Raw genomic sequence first — 19,252 nt, forward strand, 5'->3', positions numbered from 1 at the left:
ATCAAGAGCAACGGGGTTCACGGGATGCCGGCAGATGTGGGCAGACGGGCACGCCGCTGGGTGCGGGCCGCACGGGAACGGGTGGCCGCCCGCGGCGACTCAGGCATGACCGCGATCGAGTTCGTGCTGCTCACCCCGGTCCTGTTCTTCATGATCTTCGCGACGGTGCAGTTCGCCCTGTACTTCTTCGCCGACCACGTGGCCCAGGCGGCGGCCCAGGCCGGAGCTCGCAAGGCCCGGGCCACGGCCGACGAGCAGCCGGGTGCGTGGCGGGGCGAGGCGCGGGACGTGGTGGACAGCTACATCCGCCAGCTCGGCCCCCAACTGGTCCTGTCTCCGGACGTGACGATGGTGCAGCCGGAGCAGAACACGGTGGGCGTGGAGATCGCGGCGAGGGTCCCGACGGTGTTCCCCGGGCTGGACCTGACGGTGCACGCGCAGTCGGTGGGGCCGGTGGAGCGGTTCGTACAGGAAGAGGGCAACTGAATGTCCGTCCCTTTCCTCCCCGAGGGCGGCCGGTCCGCGGACGACAGTGGCCTGTCCACCGTCGAGGTCGTGATCCTCGCACCGGTGATGATCCTGTTCATCCTGGTGCTGGTGGCCTTCGGTCAGCTGGTGGACGGCCGCGGGGCCCTCGACGGCGCGGCCCGGGACGCGGCCCGCGCGGGGTCGATCCAGAAGGACCACGCGACGGCCATGGCCGAGGCGAAGAAGGCCGCGGAGGCGAACCTGGCGGACGTCTGCTCGGGCCCGGTGTCCGTCACACAGACCAGCCAGGGCTTCGAGCCGGACACCATCTTCACCGTCGAGGTGAGCTGTCAGGTGCGAGGTCTCGCCATGCTGGGCCTCGACGTCCCGACGACCCTGTCGTCGAGCTTCAGCTCCCCGCTCGACCCGTTCCGGAGGTCGGCGTGAGACACCTACGCTCCTCCTGGCGGTCGTGGTGGGCGGCCCGTGGCGCTCGGCTGGACGACCGCGGCTCCGGCGCGGGAGCGGTCATCATCTTCACGCTCGTCTTCCTCTCCCTGTCCGCGTTCGTCATCGACGGCGGCCTGTCCATCTCCAAGCGGGAACGCGCCGCCGACATCGCCGAACAGGCCGCCCGTTACGCCGCGCAGGACATCGACCGCGACGCCCTCTACGAGAACGAGGGCGGCCCCGCGCCGATCAACTTCGAGAACTGCAACGCCCGCGTGAAGGCCTTCGCCCGCGAGATGGACATGACGGGCGCGGACATCGGCGCGACCCACTGCGTGGTGGCGGACGCCGAGCAGGTCGAGGTCGAGGTACAGCTCACGTACTCCCCGGTCTTCACGGGAATGTTCTACGGCGGCGACGTGGTGGTCCACGGGCAGGCCGTGGCGCAGAACGAGGTCGGCTGAGCCGGTCCGGAACCTTCGTCGCATCTGCACACCGGTCACCGCGGGGCCGTGAAGGAACCGGGCGGAAACCGACCCCGGCCCATTTCCCTTACTGCGGACCACATTCCCGTACCGCGGCGGGGCAGAAGGTGTGAAGACCGCGAGGTTCCCGGTGACCAAAAGGTCACACCCATGAATTCGCCTCCCGTCATTCCACTCCCACTCGTCGTCACTGACTGGCCGCCACTTCTCCCGGCATGCTTTGATCAGTCGCGCTCGAGCATTTGAATGAATAAACGAAGGGAACCACCCCCCATGGCGTTCACCCCGCAGATCGAGACCGCCCAGATGTCCGACGCCGAGCTGGACACCGTCGCCGGCGGTCAGGCGGGCGGCGCCACCGCGGGTGCCGGCGCCGCAGCCGGTCTCTACGTCGAGACCACGGCCGCGGGCCTCACGACCGGCGTCGGCGGCGGCCTGGGCCTCGCCGTATCGCCGCAGGGCATCGCGGCGGACCTGCACCTCAACGCGGCCGTCGCTTCCTGAAGCAGCGCGCGCAAAAGGCCCTGGATCTCTGGTGGATCCAGGGCCTTTCCACGTAGCTCGGACGGGCCTACTTCCCCGCGCCGTCCCCCTTACCGCCCTTACCGCCTCGCTTGTCCTCGGTCTTCATGGCGTCGTTCACCTTCTTGGCGAGTTCGTCATCCAGCTTCTTGAACTCGCGAACAACGGCATCGGACATACTGGCCAGCGCATCCAGCTGCTGCGTGATGTCCTCACGCCCGTCCTCCCAGTTGGACTCGAAATCGTCGAGCGCGTCATTGACGCTGCCGTCGCCGATATCGTCCTTGTAGGACTCGAAGAGCTTCTTGGTGTGATTCAGACGGGTCTTGATGGAGCGCAGCCGGCGCCCGTAGCTCTCCAGCTCGGTCAGCGGGAGTGCGAGGTCGCTCTTGCCTTTGCCCATCCGGGAGCCCCCCCAACGTCCGGCACTCTGATCTCCGAGAAACCGTACCCCCAGTTGACGTCCGTCGACGCGACAGTGCCCTGTTTGCCGCCCGTGGGGCCGCTGGTCTGCGTGACCTTGATCCGGGACTGCCACCTCGCCCATCGCTGTCAGGGCCTCCGAAGGCACCCGCCGGCGACGAACTCAGCAGTGGCACGCCCAGGACGCGATGATCAGAGGTATCGCTCTGTGCGGCTCCTTCACCGGGAGCACTTCCCTCGCTCACCGCGCACCGACGTGTTCTGCCACACGCCCTGCTCGTTCTTCGTCAGGGAGAGCGAGTAGAGGACGTAGGGGTTCGTGCCCGCCGGGTTGCCCTCGACCTTGCCGGTCTTGCGATGCCTGGTCTTCGCCTCGGTCTCGTCCGTACAGTAAGTCAGCGTCGCCCCCTTGCGGTTCTTGGCCAGGATGACCTTGGGGTTGAAGGCGGGCAGCTTGCCGATGACGGTGTAACCCTTGTCCGTGTAGGACTTGATCCACTGCTTGGTCTGTCCGCGGACGCCTTCGGTGTCGTAGAAGGCGACGGCTTCACTGTCGGGGTCGTTCGCGATCACCGCCGCGTATCCGGCCCGGAGTTCCTCCTTGCCGTCGTTGAGCACCGCCTGCTCCACCCGGTCGCTGCTCGTCCAGTTCTCGAAGGTCAGTTGGAAGCTGCCGGGGAGCCTGATGACCGGGCGCTTGACGCCGGGTTCCGGGGACGACTTCGAGGCCGTCGGGCTGTGTGAGCTGTCGCCCGAGCCTTTGCTGTCGTCCGCGGCCGAGTCGCCACCCCCGCCGCAGGCGGTGAGCAGCAGGGCCGCCGCCACAGTGAGCGCGGCGGCTGTCGTCTTCGGAGCGCAGCGAGTCACGGGCGCATCTCTCCGTTGTTCGATCGTCGTCAGTGTGGCGTGGCGGTCCGCGTGCGCGGTCGCTGGTCCGTTGGCCGCCAGGTGCCGGGTTAGCGGTTGACCGACTGGATCTCCTGGACGTTCATGTCCTGAGTGGTCTCGAAGGTGCCGTCGGGCAGGTCGCCGTCGGTGCCGTCGGAGCCTTCCCAGGTGATCTGCCAGGTGACGCTGGCCGAGAGCTGGTACGGGGCGCCGTCGGTCGCGCGGAGGTAACGGATGCCGCACGGCGGGGTCTTGTCGGCTGCGCCCTTGGTGTAGGGCGTGCCGATGGAGCCGTCGTCGTTGATCGCGCAGTCGCCGGAGGCGGGGAAGACCTCGGCGTCCTTGGTGCCCGGGTCCAGGTGGAGGGCGACCGGCTTGGCGGTGGTCTCCGCCCACAGGCCCGTGTTCGGCAGTGCGGCACGGACCTTGACGTCCTTGAATGTGCCCTTGTCCAGCCAGACCCAAGTGGGCAGGTTGACCGTGGACTCGGTCTCCGGCTTCAGCTCGACCTCGGTCTCCGGGACCTTGACCTTGTTGTAGGCGTACTCGGCGAGCGTCTTCGGAGTGGGCGCGTTCGGATCGTCCGGGACCTCGCCGGCGTCGACCCAGAACATGATGCGGCCGCAGTCCCACGACTCCGAGGCGTTGGGATCGGGGGCGACACCACGCCAGAAGTAGCCTTCCTCGCCGAGGTTGTAGTCCTTGTAGCCCTCGGCGGAGCTGTTCGTCGGGGCCTTCAAGTCGAAGTTGTCCGCCGGTTTGCCGTCCCGGTAGTGGTCGGTCCACAGGCCCTTGCCGAACCAGGACTCGTGGATTCCGACGTCACCGCCACCGTCCGAGTCCACGAACTTCTTCAACTGCTCCGGGCTGAAGGCGGGCTCGTACCAGCAGGCCGGGGGCTTCCAGTTGGGATCGACCGTGCCGAGGTTGCCTTCCTCGCCGCCGCCACCGCCACCACTCGGGTACGTGACCTGAATGTTGGAGACCGAGGCCGACAGGCCGCCCTTGCCGTCGCTTCCGCCTTGCGGAGGCGGTGCCGCTTCGCCTCCGACCGGTTTGTCGGCGTGAGCCGTACCAGGGGTCGAGAGGACACAACCGGCCGCAAGCCCCACGATCAGCTTCGTCCGCCGGGGCACGGTCACCCTCGGCATGCCTCTGCCTTCCCCTCGACGGTGACCTGCTGGGCACGCCACACCGGGTTGTCCTTCACGGACGCCATGAGGAGGGTGAACTTCTGGTAACTGGCCAGGCTTTCCTTCGTGCGGTGGACCTTCTCGCTCTTGACTTCCTTGCCGAAGACCTTGGACTGGTCCTCACAGAAGGTGACGCTGACCGTCTTGACCTGCTCGGACTCGTCGCCAGGGCTGATCTCGGCGTCGTAGTACCGGTCCCTGCCCGTCAGCGTCCAGCCGCCGTCCACGTACTCCTTGATCTGCGAGTGCGCGTACTGGGAAGCCTGGCCCGACGAGTAGAACTGGAAGGCGGGATCGTTCGGGTCCTGCTTGGTGATGCCGTGGTTCAGCGCGCGAATGTAGTTCGTGGCGTCCTGGAGGGCTGCCGCGCTGTCCTGGTCCAACGGCTTCTCGAAGTCGAAGACCAGATCCAGGTCCTTCGGGACACTCACGTCAGGCCTCTCGACATCGGCCGACGCCGAGCCGGAAGCCGAAGCGGAAGGAGCGCCGGCCCCCTTGCCCGCTCCCTCGATGTCGTCCGGCGCGTCGTTGCCACCCCCGCCGCAGGCGGTGAGCAGCAGGGCCGCTGCCGCCGTGAGCGCGGCGGCTGTCGTCTTCGGAGCGCGGCGAGCCACTGGCGGATCTCCCCCGTTGTGTCGATCGTCGTTCTACGTGTGCGGTAGAGAACGAAGCTATCAGGGGAGGGTGGAGGGGCCTTGATAAGCAGTGGTGGATTGCGTGGGGACAGTGAAGGGCGTGCGTGGCACATGCGAAGGTGACGCCCCCGGTCGCCCGGCCCAGGAGTGAACACCCATGACTTCAGGGGCAAACCGGACGCCGAGGGGGATCCTTCGATCCGCCCTTCGACGCCCCCGGTAAGAGTCCATAAGATCTCTGTAGGCTCAGCACACCCCTCACTCCACAGCCCGGCCTCACCCCACTCCGCACACGACCCCAGGACACCCGCCATGCCGCGACGCCGCACCTCAAGCTCGTCAAGCTCGACGGGACGTACGACGGGAGCGACGGGAGCCACGGCCGCCCCCAGGAACCGGACCCCGCAGCCGGTGAGGATCCGGCGGCGGTCGTTCGGGGACTTCGTCAAGGCGTTCTTCGCCCTCGTCGCCCTTGCCGTGCTGCTCGTGGGCGTGCCGGGCGCGCTGGCCACACAGATCGGGTGGCCGCTGCCCGACGGGGTGCCGAGTGTCGACTGGCTGCAGCAAGAGATCACCGTTCAGACGTTCCTGAACATCCTCACCGTCATCGTGTGGCTGGCGTGGGCGCAGTTCACGGCGTGCGTGCTCGTGGAGATGAAGGCCGCGCTGTCGGGTGTCGGCGTGCCGGGGCGGGTGCCCGGCGCCGGGCCGAGCCAGTTGCTCGCGCGGCAGCTCGTCGCGGCGCTGCTGCTCGTCGGCGCCACCGCCGCCAGCTTCACGCCCGGGCTGTCGCAGCTCGGGAACGGCTACGACGCCAACCAGCAGCCGACCGTCGCCGCCGCCCAGGCCACCCCGGGCCTCTTCGCCCAGCAGCAGGAGCAGGCCTCCGGCGCTGCGGCGGCGCTGGCGGAGCAGGCCTCGCACGCCGCCGCCCACGCCGACGCCGGTGGCAGCACCGCCAAGCAGGGCGACACGAAGTACTACCGGATCCAGCCGCCCGAGGGGCGTCACCACGACTCCCTCTGGGAGATAGCGCAACGGCACCTCGGTGACGGGCGCCGCTACCAGGAGATCTTCGAGCTCAACAAGGACCGCGTGCAGCCGGACGGGTCCAAGCTCTCCGAGGCCAGCCTCATCCGGCCCGGCTGGATCATGGAGATGCCGGGCGACGCCCGCGGCGGCGAGCTCGTCGAGATGCCCGACGAGGCGCCCAACGTGTCGCCGGACCTCCAGCAGCAGATCTCCGACTACGCGCAGAGCGGGGACCACGCGCAGGGCGGAGGCGGCGCCCAGGGCGGAAGCGACCGGGCGCAGGGCGGCGGCGGCACCGCCCAGGTGTCCCTGCCCGACCAGCAGCGGCCCGCCGGCTCCGGTTCCGGGCACCAGCAGGCCACCGCCGTCGGCGCCGAGTCCGACAGCTCCTTCGGCCTCCCCGAAGCCCTCCTCACCGCGCCCCTCCTCGCCGCCGGTCTCCTCGGCGCCCTGGGACGGCGGCGCCGGCAGGCGCTGTGGCAGTCGGCGTTCGGGTCCGTCGGCGGGCGCCGCGGCATGGAGCCGCCCACGCCGACCGGTGACGCGCAGGACGTCCAGGACGCGCTGCTCGTCGGCGCCGACCCCGAGGGCGTACGGCTGCTCGACCGGAGCCTGCGCGGGCTCGCCGCCTCCCTCGCCGAGGAGTCGCGCGCGCTGCCGGTCGTGTACGCGGCCTGGCTCAGCAACGGCGACCTGCACCTCCAGCTCGCCCAGCCCGCCGGGAAGCCCCCGGCCCCCTGGCAGCAGGGCCAGGACCAGACCTTCTGGATGCTGGCCCGGACCGACGCCGAGCGCTACGAGGACGCCGACACGGCCGCGCCCTACCCGGGTCTCGTCAGCCTCGGCACCATGGACGACTCGCGGCTGCTGCTCAACCTGGAGGCCGTGCCCGGCATCGTCTCGCTGAGCGGCCGGGAGGCCGACCGGGCCGCCGTGTTCGCCTCCGTCGCCGCCGAGTTGGCGACCAACGGCTGGTCCGACCGCATGACCATCACCCTCGTCGGCTTCGGGGAGGACCTCACCCCGCTCGCCCCGAACCGCATCCGGCACCTGGAGGACGTCGAGGCGCTCGTCGAGACCATGGAGGCCGAGACGCGGCAGCGGCGCGGAGCGCTGGGCGCCGCCGGGCAGGACTCCGTCCTCACCGGGCGCACGGGGCCCGCCCAGCACACCCGCTGGGCCCCGCACCTCGTCCTGCTCGCCGCGCAGCCGTCCGCCGAGGACGCCGTCAAGCTCGCCGAACTCGCGGCCGACGCGAGCCGTCTCGGCATCGGCTACCTCGTCGGCACCGAGACCGGCGATCTGCCGGGCGCCGCCTGGGAGATGGAGATCACCGGCCGGGGCAAGCTCCTCGCGCCGCTCCTCGGGCTCGAACTCGACGCGCAGTTGCTGCCGGCCGCCCAACAGCGTGCCGTGGTCGAGCTGTTCGTCGAGGCCGACCCGGAGCGCGACAGCAACGCGCCCGCGAACACCCCGCCGTTCCTCGTCGACATCAGCGAGCAGGGCCGGCCGGCCGTGTACGCCCGGCTCGTCGGGCCGTACGAGATCATCGGCCTGGACGACCCGGACGGAGAGCGCAGCGCCCTGCTGCACGAGGCCCTCGCCCTGCTGCTCCTGCACCGCGAGGGCGTGCACCCGCGGGTGCTGTCCTCCGCGCTGTGGCCGCGCGGCGTCACCGACGACGTGCGCACCGCGCTGCTCGAGAGGCTGCACGACTGGCTCGGCGCCGACCCCGACGGCACGCCCCGCCTCGCCACCGACGGCTCCGGCCGGCTCACGCTCGCCAAGACGGTCGTCTCCGACCTGGACGTGCTGCGATCCCTGTACCACGAGGCCACGCAGGGCAGGGGCGTCGACAGCCGGGCCGTGCGCGGACGGCTGCTCACCGACGCGCTGGTGCTGGTACGAGGGCCGCTGCTCGCCGACCGGCCCGAGGGGCGCTACCGGTGGCTCACCCACGAGATCGTGGACGCCCAACTGCCGCTGCTCGTCGCGGACACGGGGCTCGCGCTCTGCGCGTTCCACATGGAGAAGAACCGCGCGGAGAAGGCCATCGAGGCGCTGAACGCGGCCCTGCGCACCGCTCCGGCCGACGAGCGGCTGTGGCACGAGCTGCTGCGCGCCACCCACGCCACCGGCGACACGGACCGGCTGACCGCCCTCGCCACCGACCTCATCGGCCGCAGCGGCGCGCGTGGCCTGCCGCCGCGCACCGAGGCGCTGCTCGACGAGCTGCTCCCCGCGTGGCGTGACGCGATCGCCGCGGTGGGATGAGCACCGGACTGCTGGTCCTCGCCGCCGCGTTGTGGGGTGCGGCGGCGGGAGCGCTGCTGCCCCGGGCGGCCCACCGCTTCTCGGCGCCCTCGGGGGAGGCCTGGCGGGGGGAGTGCCCCGGCGGGCACGCCCTCAGGGGCTGGCTGGGGCGGGCGGCGTGCCCGAAGTGTGCGGAGCCGGGATACGGGCCGCGTACGACACCCCTGGTGATCGCCACCGCCCTGGTCTGCGCCGTCCTCGCCGCCGCGACCGGCACCCGCCCCGAGCTCGGGGTCTGGCTGCTGCTCGCCCCGGCCGGCGTCCTGCTCACGGTCGTCGACTTCCGCGTGCGGCGTCTGCCCGACCCGCTCACCCTCCCGTTCGCCGGTGCGGCCCTGACCCTGCTGGGCCTCACCGCCCTGGTCCCCGAACACGCGGGCCACTGGACGACCGCCCTGCTCGGCTCCCTCGCCCTGGGCGGCGGCTACTTCGTCCTGTTCATCGTCAACCCCGCGGGCATGGGCTTCGGCGACGTCAAACTCGCCCTCGGCGCCGGCGCCGCCCTCGGCTGGTACGGCTGGCCGACGGTCATGCTCGGCACCTTCGCCGGATTCCTCCTGGGCGCCCTCTACGGCGCGGCCCTCGTCGTCACCCGCCGGGCCGACCGCAAGACGGCCATCCCGTTCGGCCCGTTCCTGATCACGGGGGCGTTGCTGGGCCTTCTCGTGGGCGCGTACACGGCCTGACACGTGGGCGCGTACCCGGCCTGACACGAGGGCACGGGCACGGCCCACGAGGGCATGGGCACGGCCTGACACGAGGGCACGGGTACGGCCCAGGGCATGGGCACGGCCTGGCACGAGGGCGGGCACGCGCCGAACTCCTGTGATCCGGGCAACCGGCACTGCCATGATTCTGATCATGACAAATGCATCCCAGTACCCCACCGGCCCGACCCCGCACTCCACCGGCCCGACCCAGTACCCCACCGGCCCGACCCCGTTCCCCGCGGGCCTGACCCCGTACCCCACCGCCCCAACTCCGTACCCCACCGCCCCTCCGCCCGACCCCAACGGCCACCCGTACCACCGCCTCGACCGGGCCACGGGCCGTCACCGCTGGTGGCGGGCCTGGGTCGGGACCCTGCTGCTGGCCTTCACCTACTTCGTGTCGATCCTCGTGCTGTTCGGCGTCAGCCACGGCCTCGGCACGGCGCTCGGCGCCCCCGTACTGCCCGACGGCGGCGCCGACTTAGGGCCACTCGGGAACACGGCGATGGACCTCGTGTCCATCGCGATAGCCCTGCCCCTGGTGCTGCTGGCCACCCTGTGGCCGGCCAGACGGCCCGTCGGCACCGTCACGTCGGTCACCGGGCGGCTGCGCACCGGCTGGCTCGGCTGGTGTCTGGCGGCCGGGCTGCTGTCCGTCCTCCTGCTCACGGTGACGGGCTTCCTCCTGCCGGGCGACTCTGGCGAGTCCGACACGTGGGTGGGCCTGCGCTCCTTCCTCGTGGCCCTGGCCGTGCTGGCCGTCCTCGTCCCGCTGCAGGCCGCGGCCGAGGAGTACCTCTTCCGCGGCTGGCTGCTCCAGGCGGCCGGGGCGTTCGTGCGCTCCCCGTGGCTCGCCGTGATCCCGCAGGCCGTACTGTTCGCGGCGGCCCACGGCTGGGGCACCCGGTGGGGCTTCCTCGGCCTGCTGGTGAACGGCCTGGTGGCCGGTCTGCTCACGATCCGCACCGGCGGACTGGAAGCGGCGATCGCCCTGCACGTCCTGAACAACCTGCTGGCCTTCGGCGTCTCCGCAGCGCTCGTCGGCGGACTGTCGTCGGACGAGACCGCGGCCGACGCGCCCTGGCCGCTGGCCCTCGCCGCCATCGCCACCGACCTGCTCTACGCCGCGATCGTGCTGTGGCTCGCCCGGCGCCACGAACCGCAGCGCCTCTCGGCCCCGAGCACCCCGCCCGCGCCCAGCCCCCATCCCGCCCGCACGGCCTGACGTCCAGCCCACCGAACCCCTGGCGTACGCTGGGCTGGTCCGTCCACAACCCTTACGAAAGGGACGCCCGGTGACCGAGAAGGCCGACCTTCAGCCCATCCTCGACCGTGCAGCCGCCGGTGGGCGGATCACCCCGGACGAGGCACTCGTGCTGTACCGGGACGCCCCGCTGCACGCCCTGGGCGCCGCCGCCGACGCCGTACGCCGCCGCCGGTACGCCGGGACCGAGCACATCGCGACGTACATCATCGAGCGCAACATCAACTACACGAACGTGTGCGTCACGGCGTGCAAGTTCTGCGCGTTCTACGCCCCGCCGAAGGCCACGGACAAGGGCTGGACGCGCGACCTGGACGACATCCTGCGCCGGTGCGCGGAGACCGTCGAGCTGGGCGGCACGCAGATCATGTTCCAGGGCGGGCACCACCCGGACTACGGCGTCGAGTACTACGAGAAGCACTTCGCCGCGATCAAGAAGGAATTCCCGCAGCTGGTCATCCACAGCCTGGGGGCGTCCGAGGTCGAGCACATGGCCCGGATCTCCAAGGTGAGCGTCGAGGAGGCCATCCAGCGTATCCACGCCGCCGGGCTCGACTCCTTCGCCGGTGCCGGTGCCGAGCTGCTGCCCGAGCGGCCCCGCAAGGCCATCGCCCCGCTGAAGGAGTCCGGCGAGCGCTGGCTGGAGATCATGGAGATCGCGCACGGACTGGGCGTGGAGTCCACCTCCACCATGCTCATGGGCACCGGCGAGACCAACGCCGAGCGCATCGAGCACCTGCGGATGATCCGGGAGGTCCAGGACCGCACGGGCGGCTTCCGCGCCTTCATCCCGTACACCTACCAGCCCGAGAACAACCACCTGAAGGGCCGCACGCAGGCGACGCTCTTCGAGTACCTGCGGATGATCGCCATCGCGCGCCTGTTCATGGACAACATCGCCCACATCCAGGGCTCGTGGCTGACCACGGGCAAGGAGGTCGGGCAGCTCTCCCTGCACTACGGCGCCGACGACCTCGGCTCGATCATGCTGGAGGAGAACGTGGTGTCGTCGGCCGGCGCCAAGCACCGGTCCAACCGGATGGAGATCATCGATCTGATCCGGAAGGCGGGCCGGGTGCCCGCCCAGCGCGCGACCACGTACGAGCACCTCGTCGTCCACGACGACCCGGCGAACGACCCCGTCGACGACCGCGTCGTCTCGCACATCTCCTCGACGGCCATCGAGGGCGGCACGGCTCACCCCGAGCTGAAGCTGCTGGCCCCCAACTGACCCGACCGTGCTGACGATCCACGCCGCCCCGCTGGTCCTCCCCGCGGGCGCGGCACCCGGTATGGACGGAGCCGTCGAGGACGGAGCCTTCGTGGACGGAGCCGTCGTGGTGGACGGCGACCGGATCACGACCGTCGGGCCGTACGAGGACGCCGTCGACAGCGCGCCGGGCGCGCGGGTACGGCGCTGGCCGGGCGTGCTCACCCCGGGTCTGCGCCAATGGCACCCGCTGTGGCTGCTGCGCCAGTGCTACCACCCCGACCCGCGCGAGGCAGGTGAGCTGGGCGAACAGCCCCTGTGGGGCGAGCGGCTGGCCGCCCTGGGCGACCTCACCGAGACCCGCTGGTCGGGCAGCGTACGCCGCGGTGTGCAGCGGATGCTGCGCTACGGCACGACGGCCGTCGCGTCGCCCGGCGCCCGCTTCCGCGACCCGCTGGTGGCCACGGCCGTCGCCCGGTCCGGGCTGACCGTCGTGGGGACCACGGGGGCTCCCGGCACCCTTCTCGGCGAGCGGCCCGACCTCGATCCGTTCGCCGAGGGGTACGACCTCGCGGGTACCGTGCACGGGCCGCTGACCGTCGGCGGCCGGGCCGACCTGGCCGTGTTCGACGTGCCCGACGAGACGGCCCTGCTGGAGCGCGGCGCGGTGACCTGCGTGGCGACGGTGCTGGCCGGCCGACTGGTGTACCGGTCCCGCTGAGCCCGCCGGCTCGTGTACGGGCCCGCTGAGCCCGCCGGCTGGTGTACGAGCCCGCCGGCTGGTGCGCGGGGCCCGCCGAGCCGGCCGGCCGGCGCACCGGTACCGCTGAACCCCGGCCTCAGCCCGCGAACGCCTCGCCGAACGCCCCCGGCCCCTGCTCCACCCCGCTGCAATCGGGCTCCGCCTTGCGCGACTCGGCGCCTTCCGCGCACTGCCGGTCCCGGGCCGTCGACCACATCGACACCCAGGCGATGCCCTTCTCCTCGGCGAACGCGCGGACCTCGGCGGCGTCCGCGAGTGTGAACGTCTCGCCCGCGACGTCGTTGACGCCGATCATCGAGGTGAGCGCCATGCCCTGCCAGGCGGTCGTGTCCGAGGTCCCGAAGACCTTCCTCAGCTGGGTGTGCGCGGCACTCGCGGCCGTGCGGGCGTAGCCGCCCATGTCACCGTCGTACGACGAGCCGTAGTTCATCGTCATGAGGTTCACGGTGGAGACCCGCACGCCGTTGTCGTTGGCGGAGTCGAGGAGCGCCAGCCCGTCCTTGCCGAGACCCGACGGCATCACCGGCAGGGTGAACGAGACCTCCAGGCCGGTCCGTTCCTTCTGCAATCGCGCGATCGCCTTCGAACGCAGGGCGATGGACGCGGAGTCGCCCAGCTCGTCGCCCTCGATGTCGAAGTCGGCCCGGGTGGCGCCGGCCGCGTCGAGGGCCTTGCCGTACGCCGCCGCCAACTCCGGGACGCTGTCGCAGTTCGCCGCGAGTTCCGTGCCGGAGGCGCCGCCGAAGGAGACCCGGATCCGACCGCCGTCCCTGGTGAGCTTCGCGATACGGGACTTGACGGCCGTGTCCCCGATGGCCTGCCTGCCGTCCCAGCGGGGGGCGCAGTCGTCGCCGCCGGCCAGGACGAACGCCAGGTTGTACGTGGCGGGGGAGCCGGCGGAGTCGGTTCCGGCGGCCTCGGTGGCGCTGACGTACGGGGCGTACGAGGTGCCGGCCCCGGCGGCGGGCGGGGCACCGGCTCCGGCGGAGGACGAGGTGCTGGGACCGGCCGTCACCGTGGGGGCCGCGCGCGCCGCGTCGCCCTGCCCGGAGCATGCGGCGGTGGCGAGGGCGAACAGGCAGCCCAGCCCGGCCGCCGCCGGTTTCCGGAAACTCCTCATGACGTGTGCTCCCGTTCTCGTGCGGTCTGGCGGTCAGGACAGAAAGTACGTTTCCCGGCTGCGAACGTCTCACGAAGGCGGTGGCGCGCGGCGGGAGCCCCGGACCTTCCCGGGTGCCGCCGGAGCGCACATCGGGGGGCGGCAGGGAAGCAGCCGCGACTCCCGCCCGGACGCCGTGCTGCAAGAATGGGCCCGTGACCCGCGCATCCCTGGACAAGCAGCCGCACGAAGTCGCCTCGATGTTCGACGACGTGGCGGAACGGTACGACCTGACCAACGACGTGCTGTCCCTCGGCCAGGACCGGCGATGGCGCAAGGAGGTCGCCAAGGCGGTCGACGCGCGCCCCGCGCAGAAGGTGCTCGACCTGGCGGCGGGCACGGGCACCTCCTCGCTGCCCTTCGCCAGGACCGGCGCCTACGTCGTTCCCTGCGACTTCTCCCAGGGCATGCTCCGGGTCGGCAAGCAGCGGCAGCCCTGGCTGCCGTACACCGCCGGCGACGCGACGCGCCTCCCGTTCAAGGACGACACCTTCGACGCCGTCACCATCTCCTTCGGGCTGCGCAACGTGCAGGACACGGACGCCGCGCTGCGGGAGCTGTACCGGGTGACCCGGCCCGGCGGGCGGATCGTGATCTGCGAGTTCTCACACCCGACGTGGGCGCCGTTCCGCACGGTCTACACCGAGTACCTGATGCGCGCCCTGCCGCCGGTGGCGCGGGCCGTGTCCTCCAACCCCGACGCCTACGTCTACCTCGCCGAGTCGATCCGGGCCTGGCCCGACCAGCCCGCACTGGCCGAGCGGCTGGGCAAGGCCGGCTGGTCGCGGGTGGCCTGGCGCAACCTGAGCGCCGGGATCGTCGCCCTGCACCGGGGCTTCAAGGCGAGCTGAGGGCCAGGTGAGGGCCGCCCGGCTCGTCCAGCTCGCGCTGGAGACCGCCCCGGGGTGGCCGGGGGATCCGCGGTTCGTGCACACCCCCGCCGCCTTCACCGGGGCCGAAGTCGAACCACACGTAGACCATCGAGTCCGGTGGCACCTCGGCGCCGGGCTGCGGGTACTGGCGTACGACGTGGTCGACGACGGTGAGAGAGAACTCGGGCCGGTCCGGCGCGTTGAGCAGGAGCCCCCGTGCCCGGGCCGTCTCCCGCGCGTCCACGGCCATCAGGCCGACCAGACGCGGCACGCGCACCTCGGGTGTCTTGCGGGTTATGTGCACAGATGTCACCCCCAGCGGTACGGGAACGGTAACTCCCGCCCCGCACCGACCGGAAGTGACGGATGCCTTTCTGTGACAGTCGACTACGCTGCGTCAGATTTCTGGAGGTCGAGCCGGTAACAGTGCCCCGCCCGCTGCGAAGCCGGAGTCCTGAACGTCTCGGCGAGGCGCATCCCGAGGCGCTGTGTCACCGCGACGGACCGGCTGTTGCGGGCGTCGACCATCGCGACGACACCCGGGACGCCGTTCACCCGCATCCGCTCCAGCGTCTGCCGTGCCGCCGCCGTGACATAGCCCCTGCCCCAGTGCTCCCGACCGAGCCGTCAGCCGATCTCGATCTCCCCGGCCGGGCCCCAGGCCCGCTCCCACGGCTGGGCGCCGGTGAAGCCGATGACCTGCCCGGAACCGTCCAGCACGGTCCACAGGCAGAACCCCAGCTCGGCGTCGTGCCGGCGCTGGCGGGCGGTGAGCTCCTCGTAGGCCGAGAGCTCCGCGGCCCTGCCGCCCTGGAACTCCATGACGTCCGGGTCGTCGAAGATCCGGTGCCAGGCGATCGCGTCCACGTGGGTGGGGACGCGAAGGCGCACAGCGGGGAGAACTCGATTCACCTGACTCTTGCGAGGATGCCCCGGCGTTCACGCCCCCTCCCTTCAGGGAGGGGAGCTTTCAAGGAGGCAGCCCTTCAGCCGGGGTGATGAATGCTGCTGCATAGACTGCCCATGTCCAGTGCCGGTCGGCACGCAAGATTTAAGAACTTGGGGAGATCCCGCCGTGACCGTCGTGACCGAGCCCCTCTCCGAGAACACCGCCGATGTGATCGTCGTGGGCGCGGGGCCGGCCGGCTCCACGACCGCCTACCACCTCGCCAAGGCGGGCCTCGACGTCCTCCTGCTGGAGAAGACCGAGTTCCCGCGCGAGAAGGTCTGCGGCGACGGCCTCACCCCACGCGCCGTCAAGCAGCTGGTGGCGATGGGTATCGACATCTCGGAGGAGGCCGGCTGGCTGCGCAACAAGGGCCTGCGCATCATCGGCGGCGGGGTGCGGCTCCAGCTGGACTGGCCGGATCTCGCCTCCTTCCCCGACTACGGACTCGTCCGCAAGCGCGACGACTTCGACGAGCAGCTCGCCCGGAACGCCCAGAAGGCCGGTGCGCGGCTCTTCGAGCGGTGCAACGTGGGCGCGCCGATCCTGGACGAGCGCACGGGCCGTATCACCGGTGTGCACGCCAAGCTCGGTGAGGAGAAGCGCGAGGTCACCTTCCGGGCGCCGCTCGTCGTGGCCGCCGACGGCAACTCCACCCGGCTGTCCCTGGCGATGGGCCTGCACCGCCGCGAGGACCGCCCGATGGGCGTGGCGGTGCGCACGTACTTCACCAGCCCGCGCCACGAGGACGACTACCTGGAGTCCTGGCTGGAGCTGTGGGACCGCCGTGGCGCCGAGGACCGCCTCCTGCCGGGCTACGGCTGGATCTTCGGCATGGGCGACGGCACGTCGAACGTCGGCCTGGGCGTGCTCAACACCTCCGACTCCTTCAAGGAGCTGGACTGGCGCGAGGTGCTGAAGGCCTGGTGCGCGTCCATGCCGGAGGACTGGGGCTACACCCCGGACAACATGACCGGCCCCATCCGCGGCGCCGCCCTGCCGATGGCCTTCAACCGCCAGCCGCACTACACCAAGGGCCTGCTGCTCGTCGGTGACGCCGGCGGCCTGGTGAACCCCTTCAACGGCGAGGGCATCGCCTACGCCATGGAGTCCGGCCAGATCGCCGCCGACGTCATCGTCCAGGCCCATGCCCGGCCGACCCCCGCGAGCCGCGAACTGGCCCTCCAGCGCTACCCGCGCGTCCTGAAGGACACCTACGGCGGCTACTACACGCTCGGCCGTGCCTTCGTGAAGCTCATCGGCAACCCGAAGGTCATGCAGATCGCGGCCCAGCGCGGTCTCACGCACCCGATGCTGATGAAGTTCACGCTGAAGCTCCTCGCGAACCTCACCGACCCGACGGGCGGCGACGCGATGGACCGCATCATCAACGGCCTGAGCAGGGTGGCACCGAAGGCCTGAGCGGGCGACCGGCCCGGGGCGGCCGTGGCTGCCGGCGAATTGCCGGCCCGGGGAGGCCGGTGGCTCGACCGGGAAGCCGGCCCGGGTTGCCGCTCTGCGGAGCCGGCGGGCAGATCAGGCCTCCGGCGCCGCGATGGCGGCGGCCCCGGCGCGCGTACACCGACGCCCGCCGGTCCGCCGTCTGCCGCAGCGCGTCCTTGCGCTCCCGCGCGGAGAGCCGGTCCGGACAGCGCTGCCCGACGCAGTGGCCGGCCACGTCCCGGCACGGCGGAGCGGCCACGCGGGACGGTCGGGTCAACACCCTGCCAGGCCTGGACAATTCGGGCGCGAGTTGCTGGAGTGACGGGAGCGCAGGGGCGGGCTGCGGTGCCGGACGGCCCTCAGGAGGGCTCTGAAGGCCCCTGGAGCGGCTCGGAGGTGGGCCGGCGGGCGACGGGGACCTAAGGCCCCGGACAGGCCGGGAGGGCCGTTGCCTCAGAGTGGCAGCGACCCTCCAGCCCGAATGTGGGGGATGTGTTCGGACGGCGTGTGACGTCAGAGGACGCGCACCGCGCCCGACGCCGGGTAGCCCGACAGGTCCTGGATGACGACGCCCTTGGACGGGTTGGCCGCGTCCAGGTACTGGCCGTTCCCGATGTAGACACCCACGTGGTACGCGGAGCCCTTGCCGCCCCAGTACAGGATGTCGCCGACCTGGACGCTGGACAGCGGGACGTCCGTGCCGGCCATCGACTGGTCCTGCGAGACACGCGGCAGGTCCACACCGACCTGCTTGTACGCGGCCTGCACGAGGGAGGAGCAGTCCCAGGCGTTGGGGCCGGTGGCGCCCATGACGTAGGCGTCGCCCACCTGGGCCTTGAGGAACGCGATGACCGTCGCGACGCTGCCGCTCGCGGGCGCCGACACCGACGTGGAGGCGGAGGCGGAGGTGGACGCGGACAGGGTGGCGCGCTCGGTGCTGCGGTTGGCGCGCTCGGCGGCGGCCTTGCGGGCGGCCTCGGCGGCCTTCTTCTTGACCTCCGCCTTCTTCTTCGCCTCAGCGAGGTCCTTCTTGGCCTCAGTGGCGGCCTTGGCGGCGGCGGCGTCACGCTCGGCGCGCAGTTCGTAGTTCGCGGCGGCCTGCTGGGTGGCGGCCGCGGACTGGGCGACCTGAGCGGACAGGTCGGCCGTCAGGGTGGGCAGTTCGATGGTCTGCGTCACCGGCTCGGCGGCGCTCGCCGAGGCCGACGCACCAGCCGCTGCCAAGCTGAGAACGCCACCGGCAACTCCGGCACGCACGGCGATCGAGGAGGTCGCGCTGCGGCGGGGTTTCCGGTGGCTGCGTATGTGAGCGGTGTGGGACATGGGAACAACCGGTACCAGGGGCTCCTTCATATCTTCAAGAAACGTGTGCTGCGCCACAGTTGTTCAATCGGGCCCTCAAAACCCCCGAACTGGGCCCTCCATTGACGCCGTAACGGACATTGCGGGCGCACCGTGACCGGCCTGTGATCACGGTGTTTGATCAATACGCCGGAATTGCCCCGCGCCTACCACCGGTTGCGTTGAATGGCCAAGCCCCGTTCTCATGGATCTCTCATCCATGTGACGGGGATCACGGAACGGTTGGCCCGAAGGTCGCGTCCCGGTGCGGAGATCACGGCCGGGTCACGAGCTCGCGAAGATCGTGAACGCGTGCACGCGTCCACACCTCGCCCCGCACGCCCTCTGATGTGTGAACGCGCCTCTATCAAGAGATCAACTCCATCGCCAATTTGCATGCACGAGAATCCTCTTGGTATTGAGACGACCCCTCCGGCCTGCGCTGACAAGCCAAAATGTCACCTCTCGTGATCACACGGACGCTTCGCGTGTGAAGATCACCGCTCATCCGACTTCATGATCGATCGTCAGGTGGTGGAGATCACAAAGCTTGTGCAATACCCCGTGTCGCAGATCACAGAGGGTCGGGCATAAGATGCACGCGGTTGGGCTTGTGACCTGCTTCACATGTTCCCGATCTTCGCCGGGGCGGGCGAGGTTCGAGGGACGGGTGGGGCCGGCGGGAGCCCGGCGCAAACCTCCCCCTAGGGTTCGGCTTCGCTCGACCAGGGGGGACGCCCATGCAGTCAGTGCCGACTGAGAGGAGCGAGGAGCGGTGAACGCTTATGCGCCCATCCTCGTACTGGGAGCCCTCGGGGCAGGCTTTGCGATCTTCTCCGTGGTCATGGCCACGTTGATCGGGCCTAAGCGGTACAACCGCGCGAAGCTCGAGGCCTACGAGTGCGGTATCGAGCCGACCCCCACGCCGGCCGGCGGCGGGCGCTTCCCGATCAAGTACTACCTGACGGCGATGCTCTTCATCATCTTCGATATCGAGATCGTCTTCCTCTACCCCTGGGCCGTCACGTTCGACGCCCTGGGGATCTTCGGGCTCGTGGAGATGCTGCTCTTCGTGCTCACCGTCTTCGTCGCGTACGCGTACGTATGGCGGCGCGGCGGCCTGGAATGGGACTGA

At 70.8% G+C, this 19,252-nt stretch carries 19 protein-coding genes and 1 pseudogene; 12 read left to right on the top strand and 8 right to left on the bottom strand.

The window, feature by feature from the left end; translation table 11 throughout:
- The first annotated feature begins 24 nt into the window (after nucleotides 1-24).
- From ACFY9S_RS08670 to ACFY9S_RS08685, 4 genes are all read left to right on the top strand, one after another.
- Nucleotides 25-486: a TadE/TadG family type IV pilus assembly protein gene (locus ACFY9S_RS08670; RefSeq protein ID WP_391124562.1), complete on the top strand. Its 462-nt coding sequence runs from the start codon at nucleotides 25-27 to the stop codon at nucleotides 484-486.
- Nucleotides 487-915 carry a TadE/TadG family type IV pilus assembly protein gene (locus ACFY9S_RS08675; RefSeq protein WP_391124565.1) on the top strand — a complete coding sequence of 143 codons (429 nt, stop codon included), beginning with the start codon at nucleotides 487-489 and terminating at the stop codon, nucleotides 913-915.
- Nucleotides 912-1,382, top strand: a complete 471-nt coding sequence (locus ACFY9S_RS08680; RefSeq protein ID WP_391124568.1) for a pilus assembly protein TadG-related protein — start codon at nucleotides 912-914, stop codon at nucleotides 1,380-1,382. The genes ACFY9S_RS08675 and ACFY9S_RS08680 overlap by 4 nt, the downstream gene beginning before the upstream one ends.
- Before the next feature lie 294 nt (nucleotides 1,383-1,676).
- On the top strand, nucleotides 1,677-1,907 hold the full coding sequence (locus ACFY9S_RS08685) for a hypothetical protein (protein ID WP_391124571.1): 231 nt from the start codon (nucleotides 1,677-1,679) through the stop codon (nucleotides 1,905-1,907).
- A 67-nt stretch (nucleotides 1,908-1,974) separates the two neighbouring features.
- On the opposite strand, the gene ACFY9S_RS08690 is transcribed toward ACFY9S_RS08685, so the two are convergent.
- The 4 genes from ACFY9S_RS08690 to ACFY9S_RS08705 form a co-directional block, all read right to left on the bottom strand.
- On the bottom strand, nucleotides 1,975-2,328 hold the full coding sequence (locus ACFY9S_RS08690) for a hypothetical protein (RefSeq protein WP_102912133.1): 354 nt from the start codon (nucleotides 2,326-2,328) through the stop codon (nucleotides 1,975-1,977).
- A gap of 239 nt (nucleotides 2,329-2,567) precedes the next feature.
- Nucleotides 2,568-3,215, bottom strand: a complete 648-nt coding sequence (locus ACFY9S_RS08695) for a hypothetical protein (protein ID WP_391124574.1) — start codon at nucleotides 3,213-3,215, stop codon at nucleotides 2,568-2,570.
- A gap of 89 nt (nucleotides 3,216-3,304) precedes the next feature.
- A complete protein-coding gene (locus ACFY9S_RS08700; protein ID WP_391124577.1) occupies nucleotides 3,305-4,387 on the bottom strand; it encodes a hypothetical protein in 1,083 nt (360 codons plus the stop codon).
- Nucleotides 4,375-5,043 (bottom strand): hypothetical protein, encoded by a 669-nt coding sequence (locus ACFY9S_RS08705; RefSeq protein ID WP_391124579.1) that lies wholly within the window; start codon nucleotides 5,041-5,043, stop codon nucleotides 4,375-4,377. Before ACFY9S_RS08705 ends, ACFY9S_RS08700 begins: the two co-directional genes overlap by 13 nt.
- Nucleotides 5,044-5,376: 333 nt before the next feature.
- Here ACFY9S_RS08705 and ACFY9S_RS08710 point away from each other — a divergent pair, with 333 nt between their 5' ends.
- The 5 genes from ACFY9S_RS08710 to ACFY9S_RS08730 all read left to right on the top strand — a co-directional run bounded on the left by ACFY9S_RS08710 (nucleotide 5,377) and on the right by ACFY9S_RS08730 (nucleotide 12,314).
- Complete coding sequence (locus tag ACFY9S_RS08710; protein WP_391124582.1) at nucleotides 5,377-8,370, top strand: BTAD domain-containing putative transcriptional regulator; 2,994 nt, start codon at nucleotides 5,377-5,379, stop codon at nucleotides 8,368-8,370.
- Nucleotides 8,367-9,095 (top strand): prepilin peptidase, encoded by a 729-nt coding sequence (locus tag ACFY9S_RS08715; protein ID WP_391124585.1) that lies wholly within the window; start codon nucleotides 8,367-8,369, stop codon nucleotides 9,093-9,095. Before ACFY9S_RS08710 ends, ACFY9S_RS08715 begins: the two co-directional genes overlap by 4 nt.
- Before the next feature lie 175 nt (nucleotides 9,096-9,270).
- Entirely contained in the window at nucleotides 9,271-10,344 is a 1,074-nt protein-coding gene (locus tag ACFY9S_RS08720) for a type II CAAX prenyl endopeptidase Rce1 family protein (protein ID WP_391124588.1), read from the top strand.
- Nucleotides 10,345-10,414: 70 nt separating this feature from the next.
- Entirely contained in the window at nucleotides 10,415-11,614 is a 1,200-nt protein-coding gene (mqnC, locus tag ACFY9S_RS08725; RefSeq protein ID WP_102914134.1) for a cyclic dehypoxanthinyl futalosine synthase, read from the top strand.
- A gap of 7 nt (nucleotides 11,615-11,621) precedes the next feature.
- Nucleotides 11,622-12,314: a hypothetical protein gene (locus tag ACFY9S_RS08730; protein WP_391124592.1), complete on the top strand. Its 693-nt coding sequence runs from the start codon at nucleotides 11,622-11,624 to the stop codon at nucleotides 12,312-12,314.
- 118 nt (nucleotides 12,315-12,432) lie between these two features.
- On the opposite strand, the gene ACFY9S_RS08735 is transcribed toward ACFY9S_RS08730, so the two are convergent.
- Nucleotides 12,433-13,476 (bottom strand): chitinase, encoded by a 1,044-nt coding sequence (locus ACFY9S_RS08735; protein ID WP_391124595.1) that lies wholly within the window; start codon nucleotides 13,474-13,476, stop codon nucleotides 12,433-12,435.
- Between the two features lie 194 nt (nucleotides 13,477-13,670).
- On the opposite strand from ACFY9S_RS08735, the gene ACFY9S_RS08740 reads away from it, so the two are divergent.
- The gene (locus tag ACFY9S_RS08740; RefSeq protein ID WP_391124598.1) at nucleotides 13,671-14,366 is read left to right on the top strand and encodes a demethylmenaquinone methyltransferase; all 696 of its coding nucleotides are present in this window, start codon (nucleotides 13,671-13,673) and stop codon (nucleotides 14,364-14,366) included.
- Here ACFY9S_RS08740 and ACFY9S_RS08745 read toward each other — a convergent pair.
- Together ACFY9S_RS08745 and ACFY9S_RS08750 are read right to left on the bottom strand one after the other, a co-directional pair.
- Nucleotides 14,353-14,691, bottom strand: a complete 339-nt coding sequence (locus ACFY9S_RS08745; RefSeq protein ID WP_391124601.1) for a PASTA domain-containing protein — start codon at nucleotides 14,689-14,691, stop codon at nucleotides 14,353-14,355. The genes ACFY9S_RS08740 and ACFY9S_RS08745 overlap by 14 nt on opposite strands.
- Nucleotides 14,692-14,774: 83 nt before the next feature.
- Nucleotides 14,775-15,299, bottom strand: a pseudogene (locus ACFY9S_RS08750) (GNAT family N-acetyltransferase).
- A gap of 163 nt (nucleotides 15,300-15,462) precedes the next feature.
- Here ACFY9S_RS08750 and ACFY9S_RS08755 point away from each other — a divergent pair.
- On the top strand, nucleotides 15,463-16,755 hold the full coding sequence (locus tag ACFY9S_RS08755; RefSeq protein WP_030839958.1) for a geranylgeranyl reductase family protein: 1,293 nt from the start codon (nucleotides 15,463-15,465) through the stop codon (nucleotides 16,753-16,755).
- 534 nt (nucleotides 16,756-17,289) lie between these two features.
- On the opposite strand, the gene ACFY9S_RS08760 is transcribed toward ACFY9S_RS08755, so the two are convergent.
- Complete coding sequence (locus ACFY9S_RS08760) at nucleotides 17,290-18,129, bottom strand: NlpC/P60 family protein (RefSeq protein WP_391124605.1); 840 nt, start codon at nucleotides 18,127-18,129, stop codon at nucleotides 17,290-17,292.
- A gap of 763 nt (nucleotides 18,130-18,892) precedes the next feature.
- On the opposite strand from ACFY9S_RS08760, the gene ACFY9S_RS08765 reads away from it, so the two are divergent.
- Entirely contained in the window at nucleotides 18,893-19,252 is a 360-nt protein-coding gene (locus ACFY9S_RS08765) for an NADH-quinone oxidoreductase subunit A (protein WP_003974383.1), read from the top strand.

The sequence above is a fragment of the Streptomyces sp. NPDC012474 genome (assembly GCF_042955185.1).
In the GTDB taxonomy this organism is placed as follows: domain Bacteria; phylum Actinomycetota; class Actinomycetes; order Streptomycetales; family Streptomycetaceae; genus Streptomyces; species Streptomyces cahuitamycinicus.

Coding starts and splice junctions, on each gene's coding strand:
- ACFY9S_RS08670 (WP_391124562.1), top strand. CDS start 25: ATGCCGGCAGATGTGGGCAGACGGGCACGCCGCTGGGTGCGGGCCGCA.
- ACFY9S_RS08675 (WP_391124565.1), top strand. CDS start 487: ATGTCCGTCCCTTTCCTCCCCGAGGGCGGCCGGTCCGCGGACGACAGT.
- ACFY9S_RS08685 (WP_391124571.1), top strand. CDS start 1,677: ATGGCGTTCACCCCGCAGATCGAGACCGCCCAGATGTCCGACGCCGAG.
- ACFY9S_RS08690 (WP_102912133.1), bottom strand. CDS start 2,328: ATGGGCAAAGGCAAGAGCGACCTCGCACTCCCGCTGACCGAGCTGGAG.
- ACFY9S_RS08700 (WP_391124577.1), bottom strand. CDS start 4,387: ATGCCGAGGGTGACCGTGCCCCGGCGGACGAAGCTGATCGTGGGGCTT.
- ACFY9S_RS08710 (WP_391124582.1), top strand. CDS start 5,377: ATGCCGCGACGCCGCACCTCAAGCTCGTCAAGCTCGACGGGACGTACG.
- ACFY9S_RS08715 (WP_391124585.1), top strand. CDS start 8,367: ATGAGCACCGGACTGCTGGTCCTCGCCGCCGCGTTGTGGGGTGCGGCG.
- ACFY9S_RS08720 (WP_391124588.1), top strand. CDS start 9,271: ATGACAAATGCATCCCAGTACCCCACCGGCCCGACCCCGCACTCCACC.
- ACFY9S_RS08735 (WP_391124595.1), bottom strand. CDS start 13,476: ATGAGGAGTTTCCGGAAACCGGCGGCGGCCGGGCTGGGCTGCCTGTTC.
- ACFY9S_RS08760 (WP_391124605.1), bottom strand. CDS start 18,129: ATGAAGGAGCCCCTGGTACCGGTTGTTCCCATGTCCCACACCGCTCAC.